Annotated in this window: 10 protein-coding genes; 3 read left to right on the top strand and 7 right to left on the bottom strand. The window is 73.1% G+C overall.

Annotation, left to right across the window (positions count from 1 at the left end):
* Positions 1 to 95: 95 nt before the first annotated feature.
* Together OP04_RS31690 and OP04_RS31685 are read left to right on the top strand one after the other, a co-directional pair.
* Complete coding sequence (locus tag OP04_RS31690; protein ID WP_051799399.1) at positions 96 to 2,972, top strand: FtsK/SpoIIIE domain-containing protein; 2,877 nt, start codon at positions 96 to 98, stop codon at positions 2,970 to 2,972.
* The gene (locus tag OP04_RS31685; protein WP_033343538.1) at positions 2,969 to 3,607 is read left to right on the top strand and encodes a hypothetical protein; all 639 of its coding nucleotides are present in this window, start codon (positions 2,969 to 2,971) and stop codon (positions 3,605 to 3,607) included. Before OP04_RS31690 ends, OP04_RS31685 begins: the two co-directional genes overlap by 4 nt.
* Here OP04_RS31685 and folE read toward each other — a convergent pair.
* The 6 genes from folE to dacB form a co-directional block, all read right to left on the bottom strand.
* Positions 3,604 to 4,233 carry a GTP cyclohydrolase I FolE gene (folE, locus tag OP04_RS31680; protein ID WP_033343537.1) on the bottom strand — a complete coding sequence of 210 codons (630 nt, stop codon included), beginning with the start codon at positions 4,231 to 4,233 and terminating at the stop codon, positions 3,604 to 3,606. The genes OP04_RS31685 and folE overlap by 4 nt on opposite strands.
* Before the next feature lie 53 nt (positions 4,234 to 4,286).
* Positions 4,287 to 6,317, bottom strand: a complete 2,031-nt coding sequence (ftsH, locus tag OP04_RS31675) for an ATP-dependent zinc metalloprotease FtsH (RefSeq protein ID WP_033343536.1) — start codon at positions 6,315 to 6,317, stop codon at positions 4,287 to 4,289.
* 299 nt (positions 6,318 to 6,616) lie between these two features.
* Complete coding sequence (gene hpt, locus OP04_RS31670) at positions 6,617 to 7,192, bottom strand: hypoxanthine phosphoribosyltransferase (RefSeq protein ID WP_033343535.1); 576 nt, start codon at positions 7,190 to 7,192, stop codon at positions 6,617 to 6,619.
* 159 nt (positions 7,193 to 7,351) lie between these two features.
* Positions 7,352 to 8,377, bottom strand: coding sequence for a tRNA lysidine(34) synthetase TilS (gene tilS / locus OP04_RS31665; protein ID WP_033343534.1), 1,026 nt, complete (start codon positions 8,375 to 8,377; stop codon positions 7,352 to 7,354).
* 17 nt (positions 8,378 to 8,394) lie between these two features.
* Positions 8,395 to 9,480, bottom strand: coding sequence for a zinc-dependent metalloprotease (locus tag OP04_RS31660; protein ID WP_033343533.1), 1,086 nt, complete (start codon positions 9,478 to 9,480; stop codon positions 8,395 to 8,397).
* A 58-nt stretch (positions 9,481 to 9,538) separates the two neighbouring features.
* Positions 9,539 to 11,251, bottom strand: coding sequence for a D-alanyl-D-alanine carboxypeptidase/D-alanyl-D-alanine endopeptidase (dacB, locus tag OP04_RS31655; RefSeq protein WP_085066912.1), 1,713 nt, complete (start codon positions 11,249 to 11,251; stop codon positions 9,539 to 9,541).
* Positions 11,252 to 12,556: 1,305 nt separating this feature from the next.
* On the opposite strand from dacB, the gene OP04_RS31640 reads away from it, so the two are divergent.
* Positions 12,557 to 13,063: an inorganic diphosphatase gene (locus OP04_RS31640; protein ID WP_033343530.1), complete on the top strand. Its 507-nt coding sequence runs from the start codon at positions 12,557 to 12,559 to the stop codon at positions 13,061 to 13,063.
* 51 nt (positions 13,064 to 13,114) lie between these two features.
* Here OP04_RS31640 and eccD read toward each other — a convergent pair whose 3' ends face one another.
* The gene (eccD, locus tag OP04_RS31635) at positions 13,115 to 14,440 is read right to left on the bottom strand and encodes a type VII secretion integral membrane protein EccD (protein ID WP_033343529.1); all 1,326 of its coding nucleotides are present in this window, start codon (positions 14,438 to 14,440) and stop codon (positions 13,115 to 13,117) included.
* Between the last annotated feature and the right edge of the window lie 24 nt (positions 14,441 to 14,464).

Here is a 14,464-nt window from a genome sequence, read left to right as displayed (position 1 = left end):
AGTGGAAGGGGGCGGGTTCGTCACGTGGCTGACCGCTACATGCCGGATTTCCCCCTCTTCTGGGATACGGTCTGTGTCCGTAGGGAGGTGAGCGCATGGCCGACGACGAGACGGACGTCAGCCGGGCCGCCGCCCTGCACAGGCAGGCCGCGGCGGTGCTGGCGGCGGCGGATGCGGGGTTGCACGCTCTGACGCCGGCTCCGGCGGATCTGCAGGCGCAGCGGAGTCTGGCGGAGCGTCTGTCACGGGCCGCCACTGTGCTGGCCCCGGGCTGGCTCGGGGCGAATCTCGCGACCGGCCAGGTCCCGCCTGACTCGCCGCCCGGGGTGCCGTCCTTCGTCCGGGTGGGCACGGCGCGGCCGCTGCCGGAGGCGGGTTTCCCGACGGTGGTGCCGCTGGCCGGCGCCGGCCATCTGACCGTGGATGCGGATGCCCGCGACCCGCGCACGGCGGCGCTGCTGCGTGCGGTCCTGTTGCGTCTGCTGGCGACGACCGCGCCCGGTTCGCTGCTGGTGCGCACGGTGGACGGTGCGAACGACGCCGTCTTCGCCCCGTTCTCCCTGCTCGCGGATGCCGGTCTGATGCCACCGCCGGCCACGGATCCGGAGGGTCTCCGCACTGTCCTGGCCGAGGCCGAGCAGTGGATCCGCCTCCGCACGGGAACACTCGACCGCAAACGCGACCAGGCCCCGGACTCCCGCAACCGCGCGCAGGCGGCGCAAGGCAAGCGCGACCAGAAGAAGGACGAGAACCGCCTTTTTCTCCTGGTCGTCGCCTCGTTCCCGGCCGCGGCGGAGCCGGTCGACCTGCTGCGTTTCCGTGATCTGGCCGAGCACGGCCCGGCGGCGGGCCTGCATCTGCTGGTCGCGGGCTGGCCGCCGCCGGCGCTGGCCACCGGCATTCCGGCGCAGCCGCTGCCGCGCAGCACGCCGATCACGCTCCGCGAGGCCTACGCCATAGTCGGCGACCCGCCCGGCGCCTCGTTCGCCGCGCAGCCGAACGATGTCGGGCTGAACTCGCCGGTCCTGCTGGACGGTGATCCGCCGGCGGAGATGCTGGCGGCGGTCTGCCGCCGTCTGACGACCGGTCTGCTGTCCTTCGAGCGCCCGTCGTTGCGCGATCTGCTCCCGGCCGAGCTGTGGACGGAGGACGCCGCCGACGGCCTGGCCACCGTGGTCGGCCGGGACGGGGAGCGCACGGTCACGGTGCAGCTGAACGATCTGGCGCCGCACTGGCTGATCGGCGGGCGTCAGGGGGCGGGCAAGTCGGCGTTCCTGGTCGCCGCGCTGGCCGGCCTGACCGCGCGCTACTCGCCGGACGATCTGGCCCTGTTCATCCCGCACACGCAGAAGCACGATCAGGATCAAAGACCGTCACGGGGTACGACGTCCGCCCCGCACCTGCACAGCACGGAGAAGAGCGCCGCGCAGGTGCTGCGCCATCTCGCCGGCGAGGTGGACCGGCGCACCGCGCTCGCGGCCCGCCACGGCACCACCCGCTTCTCCGCGCTCCGCGCCGCGCTGAGCGAGACCGGCGGCGGGACCGCGGGCGGGCCCCGCGGCGGAACCGGTGGTGGGACCGATGGCGGGGCCGTCTCGCCACCGCTGCCCCGCATCGTCTGCGTGATCGACGAGTTCATGCCGATGCTGCGCGACGATCCGGACCTGCTGACGCCGCTCACCGCGATCTCCCGCGGCGCGCGTTCGTGCGGCGTCCACCTGGTGCTGACCACCCGGTCCCCGCGCGCGATCCCGGCGTTGCACGAGCGCGACGGTCTCTTCGCACAGTGGACGGTCCGGATCGCGCTGCCGGGCGGCGGCGACGTGCTGGAGCCGACGAACGAGTCCGCGCAGAGCCTGCCGATCGGCACGGCCGTGGTGAACACGGCAGGGGGTCTCGGAGGGCCCCGAAATGCCACCAGAGGCCACGAGAGACTCGTCCGCTTCCCCGACCCCGGCGCGGATCGTCGGACGCTCAGCGACCTCCACAGCCGTCTCAGCGCCGCCCCGCCGCGCTCGAGGAGGACCGAGGAGGTGGAGACGCCGCCGGTGGTGCTGCTCGGCCGTCCGGTGTCCGTGCGGAAGACGCCCGATTCGCCGCAGCCTCCGGTCGCGTTCCCGTTGGACGCCGCGGCCGGCCGGCATCTGGCGATCATCGGGGCCGCCCCGGAGGCGCCGGACCTGCTGCACGCGGCCACCCGCAGCATCTCCGCGCACCACGCACCCGGCACGGCCCGGTTCCTGGTCTGCACGCTGATCCCGGACGCGGAGCGGCACGCGGACGCGCTGACGACCGCGCTGGCCCGCCGGCACGAGGTGGAGCATCTGGACGCGGCGGGCCTGACCAAGGCGCTGGAGCTGGACGACCCGGCCTACCTGGTGGTGTTCGGCCTGGACGCGGGCGACCGGGTGACGCTGCCGCCGGACCGGCTGACCCGGCTGCTGCGCACCGGCCCGGCCCGCGGCGTGCACCTGCTCTCCTGGTGGCGTGGCACGCACCGGCTGACCGGCGACCTGAGCAGGGCCGCGTCGGAGATCGCCGGCCTGGCGCTGCTGGACCTGCCGGACGACGACGTCGAGACGCTGCTCGGCAGCACCCCTCAGCACTCCGGCGCGCTCTTCCACGACCACCGCACCGCCACCACCACCCCGTTCATCCCGTTCCGCACGGAATCAGCCCGCACAGAACCGCCCCGCCCGGACCCGGCCCGCGCAGAACAGGCCCGTGCAGAACCGGCCCGCCCGGATCTGCCCCGTGCAGAACCGGCCCGTCTGGAGCCGCCCCGCACGGAGCCGTCCCTCCCGGGACCGGCCCGCACTGAGCAGGCCCGTCCGGAGCCCGCCCGCGCCGAAGCAGCCCGCAGAGAGCCGGAACCGGCGCAGGCGGAGACCACGAGAACCGAGCAGAAGCGCGCGGAGCACATCCTCCCCGCGCCCAGGACGGCCCGGCCCGCGGAGGCGAGGGAGACGTGACCACGGACGACGCCTGGGCCGCTTACCTGGAGGCCGCCCGCGAGCTCGACGTGGCCCGCCGGGACGCCACCGTCGCCGCCGGCCTGGACCGCCCGGTCCGCGCCGCCCATGACGAGCTGGCCGTGGTCCGCGCCCGCCTGGTCACCCAGCGCACCCGGCTGCGTGAGCTGGGTGCGGAGGAGTCCGCGCTGATCCCGACGCTGGACGAGGTGACCTCGGTGTCGGTGAGCCTGGGCGAGGGCCCGGCCGCGATACGGTCCGCGCTGCACCGGGCGCGTGCCACGGTGGAGGCGGCGGAGGCGAAGCTGCCGGCGCCGGCCCGCCGGGACACGCCGCAGACGCCGGTGTGGGTGCGCAACCTGGTTGTCTACGGCGCGCTGGCCGCGGCCGTGCTGGTGATCCAGCTGGCGCTCTACACGACCGCGAGCCCGGAGGCGCTGCCCACGTTCGCGCTGTTGTTCGGCGTGACGCTGCCGGCGCTGGCGTTCGCGCTGGGCTGGGTCGCGATCGGCCAGGCGTTCCCGCGCGGCGATGACGGGCGCGCCGACCGTACCCCCGTGCTGGGTCTGTTGATCTGTGCGGCGCCGAGCGTGCTGACCTGTGCCGCCGTCGGCGCGATCACGCTGGTGGGCTAGCGGGCGGCCAGGATCAGGCTCATCGCCTCGGCGCGGGACTTCGCGTCCGTCTGCAGGCCGCCGCGTACCGCCGAGGTGATGGTCTTGGATCCGGACTTCTGGATGCCGCGCATGGCCATGCACATGTGCTCGCACTCCAGGACCGCGATGACGCCGCGCGGCGCCAGTTTGTCCATCAGCAGGTCGGCGATCTGCGAGGTGAGCCGCTCCTGCACCTGGGGACGCCGGGCGAACACCTCGACGAGCCGGGCGAGCTTGGAGAGGCCGGTGATCCGGCCGTGCGGGCCTGGGATGTAGCCGATGTGGGCCACGCCGCGGAACGGCAGCAGGTGGTGCTCGCACAGCGACATCACGTCGATGTCGCGGACCAGCACCAGTTCCTCGTGGTTGGCCTCGAACGTGGTGGTGAGCACCTGTGCGGGGTCGACGCGGAGGCCGGCGAAGAGCTCTGCGTAGGCGCGGGCGACGCGCGCGGGTGTCTTCTTCAGCCCGTCCCGCTCCGGGTCCTCGCCGAGCGCGATCAGTATCTCCCGGACCGCGCGCTCGATCCGGGGCAGGTCGACCGCGTCCTCGACCGGTGTGCCGGTGAGTTTGCCGTCGACGAGGCGTGCCGCCAGATAGTCCAACCCCGCCGACGAGTCGTCCTCGTCGACGGGGTCGGGCCGTAAACCGTTCGTGCTCAGTGCGTGCCGTCCGAGTTGTTCGTGGGCTCGGATGCGACCGGGCCGATGCCGACGGTGGCCGCGGCGCCGTCCGAAGCGGCCTGGGCCTTGAGCTTCTCCTTCTCGGCGGGCGTGAGCACCGGCGGGTCGGTGGACGGGCGGCGCTTGCCGAAGCCGTTGTAGGGGGCCATCGGCGGGCGCTTCTGCACCCGGACGCAGATCCGGGCCATGTCCGCCTGGGAGATGGTCTCCTTCTCCATCAGCTCCAGCACCATGGCGTCGAGGACGTCGCGGTACTCGACCAGGATCTCCCACGCCTCGTCGTGTGCGAGCTCGATGAGCGCGCGCACCTCGCCGTCGATCTCGGCGGCGACGGAGTCGGAGTAGTCCTTCTCGTGGCCCATGGTGCGGCCCAGGAACGGCTCGTCGCCGCTGGTGCCGTACTTGACGGCGCCGAGCTTGGAGCTCATGCCGTACTGCGTGATCATCGCGCGGGCCAGACCGCTGGCCTTCTCGATGTCGTTGCCGGCGCCGGTGGTGGGCTCGTGGAAGACGAGCTCCTCCGCGGCACGGCCACCCAGCGCGTACGCCAAGGTGTCGATCATCTCGGCGCGGGTCTGCGTGTACTTGTCCTCGGTGGGGAGCACGAGCGTGTGACCGAGCGAGCGGCCACGCGGCAGGATCGTCACCTTGTGGACCGGCGCGGAGTGCGGCAGCGCCCAGGCGACCAGCGCGTGTCCACCCTCGTGGTACGCCGTGATCTTCTTCTCGCCGTCGCTCATCGCGCGCGTCTTGCGCTCCGGTCCCGCGATCACCCGATCGATGGACTCTTCCAGGTACTCGTTCGAGATCGCGCGCTTCTCGTGCCGGGCCGTCAGCAGCGCGGCCTCGTTGATCACGTTGGCCAGGTCCGCGCCGGAGAAGCCGGGCGTGCGCCGCGCGACCGCGTCGAGGTCGACGTCGGGCGTGAAGGGCTTGCCCTTGCCGTGCACCCGGAGGATGGCCTTGCGGCCCTCCATGTCGGGGGCGTCGACCGCGATCTGCCGGTCGAATCGGCCCGGCCGCAGCAGCGCCGGGTCGAGGATGTCCGGCCGGTTCGTGGCCGCGATCAGGATGACGCCGCCCTTGGTGTCGAAGCCGTCCATCTCGACGAGCAGCTGGTTGAGCGTCTGCTCGCGCTCGTCGTGCCCGCCGCCCATGCCGGCGCCGCGGTGGCGGCCGACCGCGTCGATCTCGTCGACGAAGACGATGGCCGGCGCGTTCGTCTTGGCCTGCTCGAACAGGTCGCGGACGCGGGAGGCGCCGACGCCGACGAACATCTCGACGAAGTCCGAACCGGAGATCGAGTAGAACGGGACACCGGCCTCGCCGGCGACCGCGCGGGCCAGCAGCGTCTTACCGGTTCCGGGCGGGCCGAAGAGCAGCACGCCCTTCGGGATCTTGGCGCCGAGGGCCTGGTACTTCGAGGGGTTCTGCAGGAAGTCCTTGATCTCGTGCAGCTCTTCGACGGCCTCGTCCGCGCCGGCGACGTCCGCGAACGTCGTCTTCGGCGTGTCCTTGGTGAGCATCTTGGCCTTGGACTTGCCAAAGTTGAGCACCCGCGAGCCGCCGCCCTGCATCTGCGACATGAAGAACAGCAGCAGCACGACGAGCAGCAGGATCGGCAGCAGGTTGAGCAGCAGGGACAGCAGGATGTTGTCCCGCGTGACCTGCGCGTCGATCGTGCCGGAGATCTTGCCGGCGGCCTTGGCCTGCACCACGGCGGCCCAGATGTCGTCACTGACCTCGTACGGGAACTGGGTCTCGATGCGGTCGGTGGTGGTCTTGTCGAAGGTGGCCTTCTCGGACAGCTCGAGCTGGAGCGTCTGCTCCTTGTCCTCGTAGACGGCATTCTTGATGCCGCCGGAGGCGAGCTTGTCGAGGATGACCGAGGTCTCGACCCGGTGGTAACTGGGGCCGCCCGTGAAGAAGGAGCTGGCGGCGATCGCAGCGGCGATCACCAGAATGATCCAGATCACCGGGCGGCGGAAGAAACGCGTGCGTTCCATACTGTTGTCGAGCGCTAGGCGCCCGCACCCTCCTGATCGTCCGGCTCGTAACTCACCAATGCTGCCCCCGCCACCTCCCTACCCAGGGAGACGCTGCGACAACCGCGGACGCCGGCGGGCGGCGCCATCGGTCATTCGACGGTACACCGTAGGTGCGACGGGTGAGGTTGCGAGCCCCGTGAATGCCCGAGCGTTGCCGACCACCCCAGCGTGCCGAACAGCACGGTAATCCGGTTTTCTGAGAGTGCGCTGAAGCTTCACCGAGAGTTGTTTGTCAGCTCAGGGCGTAACGGCGCCGCTCAGCTGCGGGCGTACACCTCGGGCTTGAGCACGCCGACGTAGGGCAGCTCGCGGTAGCGCTCGGCGAAGTCCAGGCCGTAGCCGACCACGAACTCGCTGGGGATGTCGAAGCCGACGTAGCGCACGTTCACCGGGACCTTCACCGCTTCCGGCTTGCGGAACAGCGCGACCACGTCGATCGAGGCGGCGCCGCGCGACTCCAGGTACTTCAGCAGCCAGGAGAGCGTCAGGCCGGAGTCGACGATGTCCTCGACCACGATCACGTGGCGGCCGGCGATGTCGCGGTCCAGGTCCTTGAGGATGCGGACCACGCCGGACGAGGTGGTGCCCTGCCCGTAGGAGGACACGGCCATGAACTCCATCTCGCTGGACGGGCCGTGCCGGCCCAGCTCCCGTGCGAAGTCCGCCATGAACATCACGGCGCCCTTCAGCACGCAGACCAGCAGCACGCCGTCCGCCGCGTCGGCGTGGTCGGCGGAGACCTGCTTGGCCAGTTCCTCGACCTTGTCGCGGATCTGCTGCTCAGAGATGATCACGCGCTCGATGTCGGCGTCGTACCAGGACCCGTCAGCCATGGCCCTAGCCTGCCCCATGGAGGTTACGAGCCGCCGCCCGCCCCGGGCGTTTCCGGGCGCAAACAGACCCCGAACGGTCACGCTCTCCGCATGACATAACGACAAAAAGCGCTTAAAAACTACAAACCAGGCGTGGGTACGACGTCCGCCCGTCCAAGATCACCCGATTTGATCGACTTCTGTGTCGGTGGTCACGACCGCCAGCGCGTCACCGGAACGGCGTACCGCGATGCCCCCGGGGAGGTAGGCCGACCCCTGTCCGTGCCAGTCGACCACCAGCGCGTCCAGCGCCGACACGTGCCGCTGGGACAGCGCGGTGCCGGGCGCGCCCAGCTCCCGCGCCCACAGGTGCAGCACCCGGCTGCGTATCGCGGGGTCCAGCCCGGACAGGCTGCGCACCCGCAGCGCGCCACCGTCCGCGCCGCCCGCCTCGGTCAGTGCGGTCCTGGCCAGCCCGTCCAGCGCGGCCGCGTCCGCCGCCAGCAGCCCGGCCGTGCGCGCCAGGTTGCCGACCACCCGCTGCCCCAGCGCCGCGACCAGCGCGGGGAGCGCGTCGGCCCGGACGCGGCTGCGCGCGTACGCCGGATCCGCGTTGTGCGGGTCGGACCACGCCTGCAGGCCCAGCGCCACGCAGGCCTTGTGCGTCTGCTCCCGGCCGATCTCCAGCAACGGCCGCATGAGCAGCACGTCCTCCGACCCGGGCAGCGGCCGGCGCTCCCGCATGCCGGCCAGGCCCTTTATCCCGGCGCCGCGCGCGAGCGCGAGCAGCACGGTCTCGGCCTGGTCGTCGCGGGTATGGCCGACCAGGACCGCCGCGGCGTCGTGCCGGCGGGCGACCTCGGCCAGCGCGGTGTACCGCGCCTCGCGGGCGGCCGCCTCCGGACCGCCGGGACGGCCCGCGACCGTGACGGCCTCGACCTCGACCGGGGCCAGCCCGGCGTCACGCGCCCAGCCGGCCACGGCGGCGGCCCGGTCGCCGGAGCCGTCCTGCAGCCGGTGGTCGACCGTGACCAGCCCGGCGCGCAGGCCGAGCCGGGGCGCGACGAACGCGACGGTGGCGGCCAGCGCGAGCGAGTCCGCGCCGCCGGAGCAGGCCACGAGGACCAGCGCGTCGGTGGGTAAGCCGGTCAGGGCGCGACGCACCGCCACCCGCATCTCCGCGACCGGCGGCGCGATCCGAGCCATGGAAAAACGCTAACCGGTCAGTCGCCGTCCGGCGGGGAGGCCGGGCCGGACTCGCGGGAGGCGGGGCGCACACGGTCGGCCCAGGCGTCCGGATCGCCCAGCTCGGACACGAGCGGCAGCGTCTCCGGCGACCGGAAGATCTCGTTGAAGCCGGCCATGCCGACGCGCTCCACCACGCCGTGCACGAACTTGCGGCCCTCCGCGTACTGCCGCATCTTCACGTCCACGCCGAGCAGCCGCCGGACCGCCTTCTCCAGCGGGTTGCCCGCCTCGCGGCGGCGGTTGAACCGGGCCCGGATCGTCTCCACGCTCGGGATGACCTCGGGGCCGACGCCGTCCATCACGAACTCGGCGTGGCCCTCCAGCAGCGTCATCAGCGCGGTCAGCCGGTCCAGCACCTCCTTCTGCGCCGGCGTCTGCACCAGGTCCAGCACGGAGGAGCGGCTGTCCGAGTCGCGGACCGCGTCGGAGAGCGTGCCGACCGCGCGGCGCAGCCGGTCCACCAGCGGGTCCTCGCCGGACTGCGACGCGTCCACGAACGCCTGCACCTGGCCGAGGAAGTAGTCGCGCATCCACGGCACGGACGTGAACTGGGTGCGGTGCGTGACCTCGTGCAGCGCCACCCAGAGCCGGAAGTCGCGCGGGTCCGCGCCGAGCTTCCGCTCGATCTCGACGATGTTCGGCGCGACCAGCAGCAGTTGGCCGTGCTCGCCGGAGAAGACCTCGTACTGCCCGAGCACCCGGCCCGACAGGTACGCCAGCACGCCGCCGGCCTGCACCGCGGTGACCCGGGACCCGATCGCGTCCGCGATCGCGCTCGGCGCCTTGTCCCCGGACAGCTTCGTGATCAGCGGCGTCACCACGGACCGCAGCCCGTCGATGTTGACCTGGGCCCAGTCCCGGCGGTCCACGATCCGCACCGGCGGGTGGTCCACCCGGGACGTCAGCCCGGTGTACGCCGCCACGTGCCCGGCGGCCTCCTCGGTGAGCCGTCGCAGGTCCGCGACGACCTCGGCAGCCTCGTCATAGGTCACCCGTGGCCCGGACTTGCCCAGGGCACCCGCGGTGGTGGCGGCCAGATCCCAGTCCACGAACTGCGTCATGCGATCCAACGTACCCGCGGAGAACGGGCACGGCCCGTCCCGGCGAAGAGATCCGGGATTACCCCTGACATCCGCAGGAGGCCAGCACGGACGCGATCCGGTCCAGTTTCCACTCCGCCTGCCACTTGCTCAGCGTCTTGAACGGCACCTCGTCCGCCAGCAGCGCGAACGCCAGCAGCCGCCCGTCCGCCGTGGTGACCACGCCGGCCAGCGCGTTGACGCCGTCCAGCGAGCCGGTCTTCGCGCGCACCGTGCCGGCGCCGGCCCGCGACTCCGGCGGCGCCGGGTCCCGGAACCGGTCGTCCAGCGTGCCGGACCAGCCGCCCACCGGCAGGCCGGAGAACATCGCGCCGAGCTCCGGGTGTGACCCGTCCGCGGCCAGCCGGACCAGCGCGGTCAGCAGCGCCGGGCTGATCAGGTTGTCCCGGGACAGCCCGCTGCCGTCGGTCAGCCCGAACCCGTCCACCGGCAGCCCGAACCCGGTGATCAGCGCACGGGTCGCGGCCGCACCGCCCTCGAACGAGGCCGGCTGCCCGCCCGCGATCGCGACCTGCCGGGCCAGCGCCTCCGCCACCACGTTGTCGCTGTTCGTCAGCATCACCTCGACCAGCCGCAGCATGGTCGGCGACTCCACCCGGCCCAGCTCGATGCCGGGTGCGATCCCGGTCGTCCCGGCCGACGCGCTCACCTGCGGTGTGGCCTGCGCGGCCGACGAGGTCGCGGTGCCCCGGCCGACCGTCACGCCGTCGCCGAGCAGCGCCGCGAACGCCTTGCCCGCGGACAGGTCCGGGTCCGTCTGGCGTTGCGCGCCGGAGGCCGCCTTCGGGTTCACCCGGGCGCCGTTGGTCATCAGCGCGGTGATCGGCGCGCCGTACCCCGCGGACACCACGTCCGAGTCCCAGCTCGGGCTGACCGCCGGGCCGGTGTAGAGCGTCGAGTCGACCAGCACGCGCGACACCGGCGCGCCGCCCAGCGCGGTCCTGACCTGCTCGGCCAGCTCGTCGAGCCGTGCGGCGCCGCGGTAGGTGGCGGTGCCGTCGATCGCCAGCGTCGGGTCGCCGCCGCCGATCAGCACCACCTCGCCGGGCGCGGAGCCGGCCACCACGCGCGTCGGGATCCGGTACCCGGTCCCGCGCGCGGTCAGCGCCGCCGCGGCCGTGACCAGCTTCGTCGTGGACGCGGGCGTGGCCGGATCGCTCTGCTGATATCCGTACAGCTCGGTCCCGGTCGCCACGTCCACCACGGCCGCGTGCACGCCCGGCCCCAGTTCACCGTTGGTCACCAGCGCGCCGATCGCGGCCTGTACCGCCTGCGGCGACGGCATCGGCGCGCCGTTCGTGTTCGCCACCAGCACCGGCTGCGGCGCCGGCTCCGCGGGCTGCTCCGCCACGGTCGGCTCCGCGACCGGCTCCTCGACCGCGTCCGGCCGCCCGGCCAGCACGATCACGGCCACCAGCACCAGCGCCAGCACCGCCGCCCCCGCACCGGCCAGCACCTTCTTCGACCGCCACAAAGACCCAAGATCAAATTCACGCGAGGGTACGCCCGAAGCCTCCCCCGCCCCGGCCGTGCCCACGGCTTCCACGGTCACGCGCCCGGTCGGCGGCACCACGGGCGGCGCCGCCACGCTCCCTCGCGCCCCGGACTCCGCTCCACCGACCGGCGCCGATCCACCGACCGGCGCCGTGCCCGCCGCCGTGGGTCGCGCCGGCGAGGCAGGGACGACGACCGGCACCGATGCCGTGCCCGCGGCACGTGGCGCACCCGTCATCGGGGCGGGCGGCGTCTTCGGCAGCACCACCGTCTGATCGCTCTGCGGCGGGCGGCTCCGCACCCCCGCGCTCCCCGATACGACGGGCGCGGCACCCGGCTCCGTCGGTGCGGCCGCGGTCCCCACGCTCAGACCCTTCGGCACGGCCGTAGGCCCACCGCTCGGACCCTTCGATGCGACCGCGGGCCCACCGCCGGGACCGTTCGGTGCGGCCGCAGGCCCACCGCTCGGTACAGCCGTGGGTCCGCCGCCCGGACCGTTCGGTACGGCCGTGGAGCCACCGCTCGGGCTCTTCGGTGCGGCGACGGGCCCGCTACCGGGCACCTTCAGCATGACCACGGTCGACTGGTCGTCCGCCGGGGGCTGCTTCACCACCGGGGGAATCTTCGGGATGATCGCGGTGGCCTGGTCGTCCTCCGAGTCCCGGGCCACCGACGCCTTGGCGGCGCCCGCGGGACGGTTCGCGTCCCCGGGCCTCCCCGCGCCCGCGGCTCCCCCGCCCGGCACCTTCGGGATGATCACCGTCTGCTGCGCGTCGGCAGAGGGGACCGCGGCATCCGACGGCTGCGGGATCGGGACCGTCCGGCCGGTCTCGGGCCGGGGCGGCTGCGCCGCGCTCGGGCGGCCCGGGTGGGAGAGCGTCGGGCGCACGCCGGTCGGCGGCTTCAGCACCGGCCGGGGCCGCGGCGAGGGCTTCGCGGGGGCCACGGGTCCGGCGGGAGCAGCAGGCGGGGACGCGGGCGTCGTGGGAGCGGCCGGGGACGGGCTCGGGATGCGGGCCGTCGGCGCTTCGTCCACGGGGGACGCGGGAGAGACCGGGATCGGTGCGGTCGGGGTGTCGTCGGCCGTGGGGTGGGAGCGCGGGGCGTACCCAGGTGGGGCTGGTGGGGTTTGGGTTTTGCTGGGCGGGACGGATGGTCCGGATGATGAGATGGAGGGATCGGCGGAGGCGGAATCGGCGGGCGAATCCGGGCCGGAGGGGGCGGACGACGACGTACCGGCGGGTTTGGGCTGTTCCGAGGCGTTCAGGGTGGCCACCTGGGGTTTCTCGGGAGAAGCGGTCACGGGGGTTATGTCGTTTCTGTCCGTTGAAGCGGAGGAAATCGAGGCCTGTCCGTCACGGCGCTGATCACCGGTTTCGTTGCCGTTGTGTGAATCTTGCCTCCCCACCCCAGCCCCTCCTCGTCCTAGCCCGCCGCTTTAGAGGAGACTAACGGGGTCCGACACTGCATAGGCCGTGCCCGGGGTGTGGCGTGAGCTGTGCGAGTTCCGTTAGCCAGCGTGGGCGAACGAGGGAGCGTGAATATGGATTTCGACGTTACGGTTGAGATCCCGAAGGGTCACCGCAACAAGTACGAGGTGGACCACAAAACCGGTCGCATCAGGTTGGACCGCACGCTCTTCACCGCCACCCAGTACCCGGCGGACTACGGCTTCATCGAGGGCACCCTGGGCGAGGACGGCGACCCGCTGGACGCGCTCGTGCTGGTGCAGGAGCCGACGTTCCCGGGGTGTCTCATCCGCTGCCGCGCCATCGGCATGTACCGGATGAAGGACGAGATGGGCGGCGACGACAAGGTCCTCTGCGTCCCGTTCGAGGATCCTCGTCAGGAGCACCTGCGGGACATTCACCACCTGGGCGAGTTCGACCGGATGGAGATCCAGCACTTCTTCACCGTGTATAAGGACCTTGAGCCCGGCAAGTCCGTCGAGGGCGCGACCTGGACCGGGCGGGTGGAGGCCGAGCAGGAGGTCCGCAACTCGATCGCGCGTCACCAGCGCGCACTCGAGCAGGGCGACTACGACCACTGACCTCCTGTGAGAAGCGCGCCGGGACGCCCGGCGCGCTTTTTCGTACCCCCATCAGCCGTTGAGGTTTCTGAGGTTGGTGTAGAGGTCCAGGACCGCGCAGGTCAGCGGGATGAGCGACACCAGCGTCAGCGTCTCCAGGATCTCGCCGGACCGGGCCAGGTAGAGCGACGGCGGGCGGCGTGACCAGGTGGCGCCGCCCGCCAGCACACCCAGCGCCACCGCGGCCACGACCGGCGGGGGCACGGTGATCGCGAGCGCGGCGAGCACGGCGACGGCCGCGCACACCGGCGGCACCCGGTGGTGGGCCGCGGCGAACGTGCGGGCGCGCAGCAGCAGGCCGAGCGCGGCGGCGCCGGCCAGCAGTCGCGCGGCGAGGCCGCCGTGCAGCGTCAGGAACAGCGCGGACCCGGCCACGACCAGCGCGTGCCCGGCCAGCAGCCCGGTCAGGAACTCGTCGGTACGTGTCAGCGCGGCCAGCACCTCGTCGCGCGGCGGACGCTGCCTGGCCTGCTGGAACGGGTCGTCGTCACCGGGTAGCGCGATCGGCGGGATCGGCAGCCGTCCCAGCCGGATCGCGAGCAGCGGCAGCAGCCCGAGCGCGCAGGCCGTGGCCGTGAGCAGCACCGCGGCCGCGTGCACCGGCGAGAAGGCCAGCGCCGCCGCGGCCGTGGCGGCGACCGGCAGCGCCGCGGTCATCGCCGCGACCGGGATCCGCAGGTGGACGGCGGTGCCCACGGCCACCAGCAGCGCGGTCGCCAGCACCGACACGGCCGCGACCAGCGCCTCCGGCGCGCCCCAGCGTGCGGCGGGCTCCATCGTGGTGAGCTGCGCGCCGGCGAGCGCGGCGAACGGCAGCGACAGCGCGCCGAGCGTGGCGGCGGTCCCGGCGTCGCCGTAGGCGCGGGACGCGGTGACCGCGGCGAGCAGCAGCGCGAGCGCCAGCGCGGCCGGGACCGGCGACGGCGTCGTGAGCAGCAACGACGGGAGCGTGGCCAGCAGCAGCACCGTGGCGGCCGCACGGGTGGCGACGCGGGTCGCGGCCGGTGACCACCGGCCGGTGCGACCGGGCGCGCCCGCGATCACGTCCACCACGTCGTCGTACTCGGGCTCGGGCCAGTGCGCGCGGGCCGGCGTCAGGTGCAGGATCTCCCCGTCCCGGATGCCCTGCGCGCGCAGCGGACGGCCGCCGAGCAGCGGCGCGCCGTCGGGCCGGCGCAGCAGCCAGCCGCCGTGCCGCTCGCCCTCGTCGGCCAGCGACTCACCGGCGTGCCGGAGCAGGTCGGGCAGCAGCTCGGCGAGCGGGATCTGGTCCGGCAGGGCCAGGTCGACGCGGCGGTGCGGGGCCGCGATCGTGACCCGGGCGAGTCCTGCACCCATCGACGTCCACCTTCCTCGGGCGGC

It is taken from the genome of Catenuloplanes japonicus (assembly GCF_000717135.1).
Classification (GTDB): domain Bacteria; phylum Actinomycetota; class Actinomycetes; order Mycobacteriales; family Micromonosporaceae; genus Catenuloplanes; species Catenuloplanes japonicus.
Note: the sequence above shows the minus strand (reverse complement) of the source record. Positions and strands in the feature narration are given on the sequence as shown.

Excerpts from the sequence above, each read along its gene's own strand:
- OP04_RS31690 (WP_051799399.1), top strand. The coding sequence starts at position 96 with ATGGCCGACGACGAGACGGACGTCAGCCGGGCCGCCGCCCTGCACAGG.
- ftsH (WP_033343536.1), bottom strand. The coding sequence starts at position 6,317 with ATGGAACGCACGCGTTTCTTCCGCCGCCCGGTGATCTGGATCATTCTG.
- hpt (WP_033343535.1), bottom strand. The coding sequence starts at position 7,192 with ATGGCTGACGGGTCCTGGTACGACGCCGACATCGAGCGCGTGATCATC.
- tilS (WP_033343534.1), bottom strand. The coding sequence starts at position 8,377 with ATGGCTCGGATCGCGCCGCCGGTCGCGGAGATGCGGGTGGCGGTGCGT.
- OP04_RS31660 (WP_033343533.1), bottom strand. The coding sequence starts at position 9,480 with ATGACGCAGTTCGTGGACTGGGATCTGGCCGCCACCACCGCGGGTGCC.
- dacB (WP_085066912.1), bottom strand. The coding sequence starts at position 11,251 with ATGACGGGTGCGCCACGTGCCGCGGGCACGGCATCGGTGCCGGTCGTC.
- OP04_RS31640 (WP_033343530.1), top strand. The coding sequence starts at position 12,557 with ATGGATTTCGACGTTACGGTTGAGATCCCGAAGGGTCACCGCAACAAG.
- eccD (WP_033343529.1), bottom strand. The coding sequence starts at position 14,440 with ATGGGTGCAGGACTCGCCCGGGTCACGATCGCGGCCCCGCACCGCCGC.